Raw genomic sequence first — 349 nt, forward strand, 5'->3', positions numbered from 1 at the left:
GCCGCCCATGGCAAAGAACACGCGCCCCGCGCCGTTGCGCATCGCTTCGATGGCACCGACGGTGTCATAGCCATGTTCGCGCGGCACGTTGAAGCCAAACACCTTTTCCAGCCGATCGAGAAACGCGGGTGCGGGCTTCTCGTAGATGCCCATTGTCCGGTCGCCCTGCACGTTGCTATGGCCGCGCACCGGGCACGCGCCGGCGCCCGGGCGGCCGATGTTGCCGCGCAGGAGCAGCAGGTTGACGATCATCTGGATGGTCGCCACCGAGTGCTTGTGCTGCGTGATCCCCATGCCCCAGCAAGCGATCACGCTGCCGGCCTTGAGGTACGTATCGCCGGCCTGGCGG

1 protein-coding gene is annotated in these 349 nt (G+C 66.8%); it reads right to left on the bottom strand.

The features are described from left to right. The coding region (locus RVY79_RS18155) for a molybdopterin-dependent oxidoreductase (RefSeq protein ID WP_411161746.1) at positions 1-312 on the bottom strand (312 nt) is incomplete at its 3' end. Positions 313-349 lie beyond the last annotated feature (37 nt).

Origin of the sequence: Chromohalobacter sp. HP20-39, assembly GCF_033052815.1 — a bacterium.
In the GTDB taxonomy this organism is placed as follows: domain Bacteria; phylum Pseudomonadota; class Gammaproteobacteria; order Pseudomonadales; family Halomonadaceae; genus Chromohalobacter.